The organism is Candidatus Auribacterota bacterium (genome assembly GCA_026392035.1).
GTDB lineage: Bacteria > Auribacterota > Tritonobacteria > UBA1439 > UBA1439 > JAPLCX01.
Genome location: JAPLCX010000071.1, coordinates 1 through 6,624, shown reverse-complemented (window position 1 = coordinate 6,624; position 6,624 = coordinate 1). Strand labels below are relative to the sequence as shown.

The 6,624-nt window shown below is 55.7% G+C and carries 8 protein-coding genes; 4 read left to right on the top strand and 4 right to left on the bottom strand.

Annotated elements, in window-relative coordinates; all coding sequences use genetic code 11:
• Positions 1-466 precede the first annotated feature (466 nt).
• On the bottom strand, positions 467-826 hold the full coding sequence (locus NTX71_07525; protein ID MCX6339755.1) for a hypothetical protein: 360 nt from the start codon (positions 824-826) through the stop codon (positions 467-469).
• Positions 827-1,100: 274 nt separating this feature from the next.
• Here NTX71_07525 and NTX71_07520 point away from each other — a divergent pair, with 274 nt between their 5' ends.
• From NTX71_07520 to NTX71_07505, 4 genes are all read left to right on the top strand, one after another.
• Positions 1,101-1,775, top strand: a complete 675-nt coding sequence (locus tag NTX71_07520) for a class I SAM-dependent methyltransferase (GenBank protein ID MCX6339754.1) — start codon at positions 1,101-1,103, stop codon at positions 1,773-1,775.
• Positions 1,776-1,781: 6 nt separating this feature from the next.
• Positions 1,782-3,149: a lactate racemase domain-containing protein gene (locus NTX71_07515; GenBank protein ID MCX6339753.1), complete on the top strand. Its 1,368-nt coding sequence runs from the start codon at positions 1,782-1,784 to the stop codon at positions 3,147-3,149.
• Positions 3,150-3,581: 432 nt separating this feature from the next.
• Positions 3,582-4,418, top strand: coding sequence for a 2-oxo acid dehydrogenase subunit E2 (locus NTX71_07510; GenBank protein MCX6339752.1), 837 nt, complete (start codon positions 3,582-3,584; stop codon positions 4,416-4,418).
• Between the two features lie 385 nt (positions 4,419-4,803).
• Positions 4,804-5,172, top strand: coding sequence for a hypothetical protein (locus tag NTX71_07505; GenBank protein MCX6339751.1), 369 nt, complete (start codon positions 4,804-4,806; stop codon positions 5,170-5,172).
• Positions 5,173-5,333: 161 nt separating this feature from the next.
• On the opposite strand, the gene NTX71_07500 is transcribed toward NTX71_07505, so the two are convergent.
• The 3 genes from NTX71_07500 to NTX71_07490 form a co-directional block, all read right to left on the bottom strand.
• Positions 5,334-5,525, bottom strand: coding sequence for a hypothetical protein (locus NTX71_07500; protein ID MCX6339750.1), 192 nt, complete (start codon positions 5,523-5,525; stop codon positions 5,334-5,336).
• A gap of 130 nt (positions 5,526-5,655) precedes the next feature.
• On the bottom strand, positions 5,656-5,805 hold the full coding sequence (locus tag NTX71_07495) for a lmo0937 family membrane protein (GenBank protein ID MCX6339749.1): 150 nt from the start codon (positions 5,803-5,805) through the stop codon (positions 5,656-5,658).
• 130 nt (positions 5,806-5,935) lie between these two features.
• Positions 5,936-6,124, bottom strand: a complete 189-nt coding sequence (locus tag NTX71_07490) for a hypothetical protein (GenBank protein ID MCX6339748.1) — start codon at positions 6,122-6,124, stop codon at positions 5,936-5,938.
• Between the last annotated feature and the right edge of the window lie 500 nt (positions 6,125-6,624).

The following is a 6,624-nucleotide window of genomic DNA, read 5'->3' as shown; positions in this document are numbered from 1 at the left end:
CGGACAGGCTGTCCGCGCGCTGGAGCGTCTTGATTTTACTCAGGCGAGACAGCGTGGCAGCCACATCATCCTCAAGAAGGGGACGCCATGCTGTTTTGTATCCCGGTGAGAAAAATCTCCCGGTGGCGTGATCTGACTGTGTGCGGGGATATCCCTGCTACATCCATATTCGACGGCGGGGAAGGGGAAGAAGAAAAAGTATTTCAAGCGCTACTCGAATATTTCGGACATGGAGATTGAGAGAATCAGCTTTGTGGGACTCCCCCCCGGGCAATACCCCGTCATGGGGGGATTTCTGGATTCTCACGGGAGACTCGTGGGCCAGATCGCCGAGCGTACCCTGAGCATAGTGCCGTAGAGGTCACTGCCGCACACCAGGGTCTGACCCTGACCTGTACAAAATTAAGGGAGGACTCGGTCGAGTCCTCCCTTAATAGTTACTCACACACTGCGGCCCACGCCGGGCTTATTCCTTAGCGGGTTTTCCGAACAGTGACTTTAATTTATCCACGCCGCCTTGCGTCGGATAGATAGACTCGAATTCCTTTATCGTGACCATACCGTCCTTGTTCACATCCCAGGTCACGAATCCTGTTTTCGATAAACCGAGCTCAGGATAATCAGCGACATAGACCGCGAACTCCGCCTCTGATATATTGCCATCCGCGTTCTTGTCCATCTTTTTAAAATCGGGGATTTTTGAGGTGACTTTTCCGATTTTGCCTGAGATTCCCTCGGCCTTCTCTTCGGCACTACCGGTCATAGCCCATGCTGCGATTAGGGCGCAGGCCACAAGTACCGCGAGCACTTTATAGCTGCTGCTCACTGCGAACCTCCTTTACGTAATGCCAGCACAGGCACCTTTTGCCCCGCGCCGCCGCAGCGCAGGAGGAGAAACGAGCCCGTTGGCCTTACGCAAAGTATTATACCCAAAAGGGTTCTATTTTAGCGATTGAATAAGAAAATTGAAAATTGTGAGTAATGGGTCAGAAGGTGTGAAAAAAATGCCGTCGCTCCGATGGAAGATGGACGTGAAAGGTGCGCCTGGTGTAGAATGAAGGCCGTTGCGCGGCACACTCCTCCTCGCGGGGGGAAAGCCCATGATGACAAATTCCTGGTTTCATCGACCGTTGAGGATGAAAAAGGCGGCCAGGGAGCAGTTCGACCGGTGGGCTGAAGGATATGACAGCAGTATCCTCCAGCGACTGCTCTTTAGGCCGGCGCACGATCTCATCCTCGGCGAATTGAATCTTGACGTCCCCTGCCACATCCTTGACATAGGCTGCGGGACGTGCGTCTTCGGATTCGCGATCGCGACACAGTCACCCTCCTCACGGATTTTCTGCATGGACCTATCGCACAAGATGGCCCGGAATGCGAAGGTGAAGTGGGACCGCTGCCGCGCGCTCATGGATACGATGGGAGTGGTGAAGATCACAATGGCCGATTCCGAACACCTCCCTTATTCGGACGGTTGCCTTGACTATGTCACCTGCTCAAATTCTTTCCACCACTACCCGCACCAGGAGAAAGTCGTCCGTGAAATATACCGCGTCTTGAAACCGGGAGGAAAGGCCATTATCGTGGACGGATGCAAGGATACCCTCATAGGTTCTTTCATCTACGATTGCATCGTGCGGCTTGTGGAAGGCCACATCCGCCACCTCAGTTCGGGAGAGTTCAGGGCGCTCCTCGCGGACTGTGGTTTCGGACAGGTCCGGCAGAAAACCAGTTTTCGGGGGCTGCCCATTCTTCTCACCGCGGCTACGAAATAGGTCTCAATGGAAGAAATCCTCCTCCCGTACGGCGAAAGGCCGCTTTCGTGGGCGCCCGGGGCGCACAACGTCACGGTACTTCGCTGCAACGACATTCCTGCGCTCGGTGACCTCCGGTCCTCTTTGCAGGATTCTCTCCGACGGCCGATCCGATCCCAACCCCTCCGCGCGCGCGCGACGGCCGCCGGAAGGATAGCCATCCTGGTGAGCGACGCGACGCGCTTGTTTCCCCAGCGTACAGTGCTCGCCGCGGTGCTCGATGAACTCTCTTCCGTGGACCCCCGCCGTATCACGCTCGTGGACGCCCGCGGCAACCACGGGGGCGCTGACGCCTCGGCGGTTGGCATAGCCGAGGATATCGCGTCGCGATTCCGGATCGTGAATCACGATTCACTCGACGGGGAGTCTATGGCGGTCGTCGGCACACTCCCGGCGCGAGAGCGGGTCTTTTTTTTGCGGCAGGCGCTCAGGCACATCGGCAGGTCGCTCCTGCGCGCCCCCCGGTCCGCGCGCACGTTTCTGGGCCGCCTTTCCTCGCGCGACTGGCAGGGGGTGCGGGCGGCAGCGGGATACACGATGTTCGTGAGGGCCTTGTGTATATGTGCAGCCTCATTCCGGAGCACGGTCCGCATCCGCAGGGAGGTGGTCGATGCCGACCTCCGCATACTCATCGGCCAGATCAAGCCTCATTTCCTCGCCGGTTTCTCCGGGGGGTTCAAGGCGGTCTTCCCCGGTTGTGCGGGCCGCACGGGGATCGCCAAGAACCACTTCATGATGAATCATCCCTCCGTCGCGCTGGGACGGAGCGACGGAAATATCATACGCGAGCATATCGAACAGGCCGGCCGCCTGTGCGGGGAGAGTTTTGCGGTCAACGTGGTTATGAACGGCGGCAACCGCGTCGCGGGCATCTTCGCCGGCGACCCCGTGGCGTCTCACCGGCGGGGAGCGGAACTCTGCCGGCGCATCGGTAAGGTTGAGACGCCCAGGGCCGATATCGTCATCACCGCCGAGGGGTTCCCCGAGGCGATGAATCTTTACCAGTTGACAAAGATCGTGCCGGCGGCGGCAGGGATCGTCCGGAAGGGCGGCGCGATTATCTGCGTGGGGGCGTGCCGTGACGGTATCGGCGGGCTCACTGTCCTGAACGAGATCATCTTTAAAATCGGATTCTGGAATCTCCTACCCCGGGACGTGAGGGTCTATCTCGTCTCCGACCTTCCGCGGAGAGACGTGGAGCACACCGAGTTCATATACGCGGGAACAGTTGACGAAGCGGTGGCGCGCGAGAAGACGCGTTTCACAACTCCTCCCACCGTCACCGTGCTATCCGGGGCAGGGCTCCTGATTCCGGAGCCAGTGGATAACCACTGAGATATTCTCTCCCTATCCGGGGTGTGGAGTTGTTTTAAGAATTGCCGGTAGGAGCGGCAAACAGGTTTGACACCTGTTCTTCAACGCTTCTCACCGATAATTCAATCTCAATTTGTATAGAAGATGTTAGGCTATCCAGATGGAATGGTTCTTTATAATTGATTATTATTGGTATAACGTATCATCATCAGCATAGAAGGCTATGGTGGTGTAGTGAGTTTCGCGCGTGGATCACTGCCAGTTTAAGGATGTTTAAGATATGAGATATGCCAGGGTAGGATTTCTTGACCGTTTGAAAGAGGCGCAGCGGAACATTGCCACGCGTGTCAGGGATACCTATGGCCGCATTGACGCGTGAAGTTCACGTACGCCGTATGGATGGTCACATGCCGGCGTGGCTGCCGCCGCGGCCTCACCCCGGATGAGTGAACTATGACGCTGTTCTCGAGACCCGACGGGACGCTTCTCACAACCGAGTCGCCTGTGCGCGTGATCATGCCGTACCTCATGCGCGGGCGGAACGAGAGCATCGTTTTCGCCGAGACGCTCTTCGACGTCACCAGGACACTCCCGTGGCTGAAATGCTGGAACGAGGGGAGTCCCGAGGAGGAGTGCGCGACGATGTTCCGCCTCTTCCTCTGGGCGTGCGGGAAAACCCTCCACGAGCGGGAAGGGATCAACCGCTTTATCTCGGGAGGGCGGATCTACCAGCGCAACGAGGTATCCATCTCGTTCCCCGCACGGCGCGGAATGCGCAACGGCTCTCCGTTTTTCATCCTGAAAGTCGCCTTTCCGAAAGGGGAGTTATTCGCTGACTGCGTAAAGCGCCTCCGCGGGGTCATCACCGAAGGGCGGTGCGGAAAGGAGCGCCTGTTGGACAAGGAGGTCAATATAGTTACCAGGCTCCCGGGGTTCCTGATCCGAGCCGGCGTGGCGCTCTTCATGTGGCTCGACCGCCATAACCTCATGCCGGACTCGATGATCAAAAACGATCCGATGTACGCGTCGCTCTTCGCGACGAACATCGGCTCGATGGGGCACGACGCGGTCTTCCACCACCTCTACGAGTACGGGAACACCAGCATCTTCGCCAGTATAGGGAAAATAGATAAGGCGGTTTTCATCGGCGCGGACGGGAGGCCTGAGGTGCGCGACGGCCTGAAGGTCCGCTGGTCGTTCGACGAGCGGATCAACGACGGGTTCAATTTTGCGAAAGCGGTAAAGCTCGTGCAGGAGATTGTCGAGGACCCGGGTCGGTCCGTCTCCTGAATATAAAAGGGGCCGGTTCGTCTCTGACTCCATTTTCTGGACTGAAGGAAACTCCATCGGCAACCCCTGTAACAGAAGAGAAGGCAGCCACACCCGCCTCCGGAGCAGGCGGCAGTTGATACTATTTGACAAGGTGGAAAATAGTCAATAGAAAGGGGAATGTTGCTATGGCACGGACGTGCCTTCTTTGAGACAATAATTTAGAAGAAATGTATGCAAAGAAAAAGGGGAGGTGAGTGATGAGGAAGGTCATTCTGAGCATCATGTTGGTCCTCATAGCGGTAATTGCGTCCGGGTGCATCAACTTATTTCCGAAGTGACGCGATTTGCAGCGGGGTGCTGAATGTTATTTTTTTCCGCTCACCATTAAACAAAGGAGGTGCGTATGTTATCACGTACGCTCATTGCATTGTTGCTGATCCTCTCTATCGCCGCGTGGTGTTCTCTGGGGTCATCGCCCGTTCGAGCGCAGGGAGCTCAATACGGGCAGGATCTCAAAGCGGCAGGGAAGGAATTAGGGAACACGAACAAGGAAGCATTCAAACCGAGCGGTGGCAAGGAGCGCGGTATTGGCCAGAAGATAGGTCATGCCGGAAAAGAGTCCGGCAAGGGGACCGGCCGCTTTTTCAAGCATTTCGGTAAATCAACAAAGCACTTTTTCAAGCATTCCAGCAAATCAACGAAGCACTTCTTCAAGCATTCCGCCAGCTCAACAAAGCACTTTTTCAAAAGAATCTTCGGCGGAAAAAACTGAACGGATGCCGGTTGTTATCTGCGCATGCACGCATTATTGCGAGGGGGGATGAAAATCCCCCCTTCTTTTTTGAAGAGAGCGCGGTTGATCCGGGAATGTCGGAGTATATTATTGTGAGGCGGCTTACCCCACTCCTCCCCGCGAGAACGACGGGGAGGCATTCATTTGCCGACGTGGATGGTGTGAACGTCGCCCAGTACGCCAAACACGCGCAGCAGCCAGAGAACCACCGCAATAACCACCACTATGTTCAAAATCTTCTTAATGTTTGCGTCCATCGGTATGTACGTGTTGACCAGCCACAGCAACACGCCGACGACGATCAGGGTTACCACCAATGATATTAAATCCATCGCTATCCTCCTTGTCTTTGTCACGCATACTTATACACGATGTCACGCAAGAAAACCTCAGGGCCTCCTTTCTCCGGCAATGCCGGGGTCGAACGATCGCATGACGCTGCGTCTCTGATGCAAGAGCTCGCTACAGGACCTTTCGACCTTGAAGGACACGAATCACTATCACCACGATCGCGATGACCAGCAGCAGGTGAACCAACCCGCCCGCCGTGTACGAGGTAAGCAAACCGACAAACCAGAGGAGGATCAAGAGGACAATCAATGTTTCGAGCATTGTTGCTTCTCCTTCCGCAATAATCCGGCGACGATCCGAATCATATACCCCGCAGCCTGCTGCGTCCCAACGCCCGGAAGCAGCAGTGCGGTTGATGGCATCCGCCGCATCCCGTAGTCATACAACGCGCTTAGTGGGTTATGTCGTGAACCTTATCCCTGGTTGCATCGCTCCCCGCTTCGATATCTTTCCCCGCTCCCTTAATCATCCCGCATCCGGCCATCAATGCAACGACCGGAAGCAGCAACAGTACTGCTATTTTCTCATGCCGGATCCCTCCTTTCTCTCTGTGGGTAGCAGGGCACGGTAGCGCCCTCATTGTTCGGTTATTATCTCAGGAAAGGCGCGTGCGGGCAATAGCGACATTCCCCTTTTTATTGATTATTATCCACCATCCCAGTAGCTTGGACAATGCATATTTTACGGTGCCCATCCCGCACGGTTTTGAATAAAATCTTTAATACACCTATAATTGTCAGCGCTCTGGGATATCCATAACTACAGGGGAGAGTGGGAAGTGGAAAGTGAAGAGTGAAAGATAATAGAAGACTAACACTTTTCACTATACACTTCTCGCTTTTCACTGCATTACCGGGGAAGGGAGAAGCAAAAAGGGTATGACTTTTTGCCCTTCTCCCTACGCCCTGCCCCCTTCGCCCTGCTTTCCTGCCCCGCCATTTGTAATGGGTCACCCATCAAAGGCGCGGAGTCAATAGACATGATCTGGTCCCTCCCTCGCGCATGCGCGGGTTCAACTGCTTGCTCCGTTCACGCCAGCACTCGTGACTTGCCTGCTGCTCCATCCCGAGCCCGTTTCCT

What these genes read in the sequence shown, in the direction of transcription:
- NTX71_07520 (MCX6339754.1), top strand. Translation starts at nt 1,101, where the DNA reads ATGATGACAAATTCCTGGTTTCATCGACCGTTGAGGATGAAAAAGGCG.
- NTX71_07515 (MCX6339753.1), top strand. Translation starts at nt 1,782, where the DNA reads ATGGAAGAAATCCTCCTCCCGTACGGCGAAAGGCCGCTTTCGTGGGCG.
- NTX71_07510 (MCX6339752.1), top strand. Translation starts at nt 3,582, where the DNA reads ATGACGCTGTTCTCGAGACCCGACGGGACGCTTCTCACAACCGAGTCG.
- NTX71_07505 (MCX6339751.1), top strand. Translation starts at nt 4,804, where the DNA reads ATGTTATCACGTACGCTCATTGCATTGTTGCTGATCCTCTCTATCGCC.
- NTX71_07500 (MCX6339750.1), bottom strand. Translation starts at nt 5,525, where the DNA reads ATGGATTTAATATCATTGGTGGTAACCCTGATCGTCGTCGGCGTGTTG.
- NTX71_07495 (MCX6339749.1), bottom strand. Translation starts at nt 5,805, where the DNA reads ATGCTCGAAACATTGATTGTCCTCTTGATCCTCCTCTGGTTTGTCGGT.
- NTX71_07490 (MCX6339748.1), bottom strand. Translation starts at nt 6,124, where the DNA reads ATGAGGGCGCTACCGTGCCCTGCTACCCACAGAGAGAAAGGAGGGATC.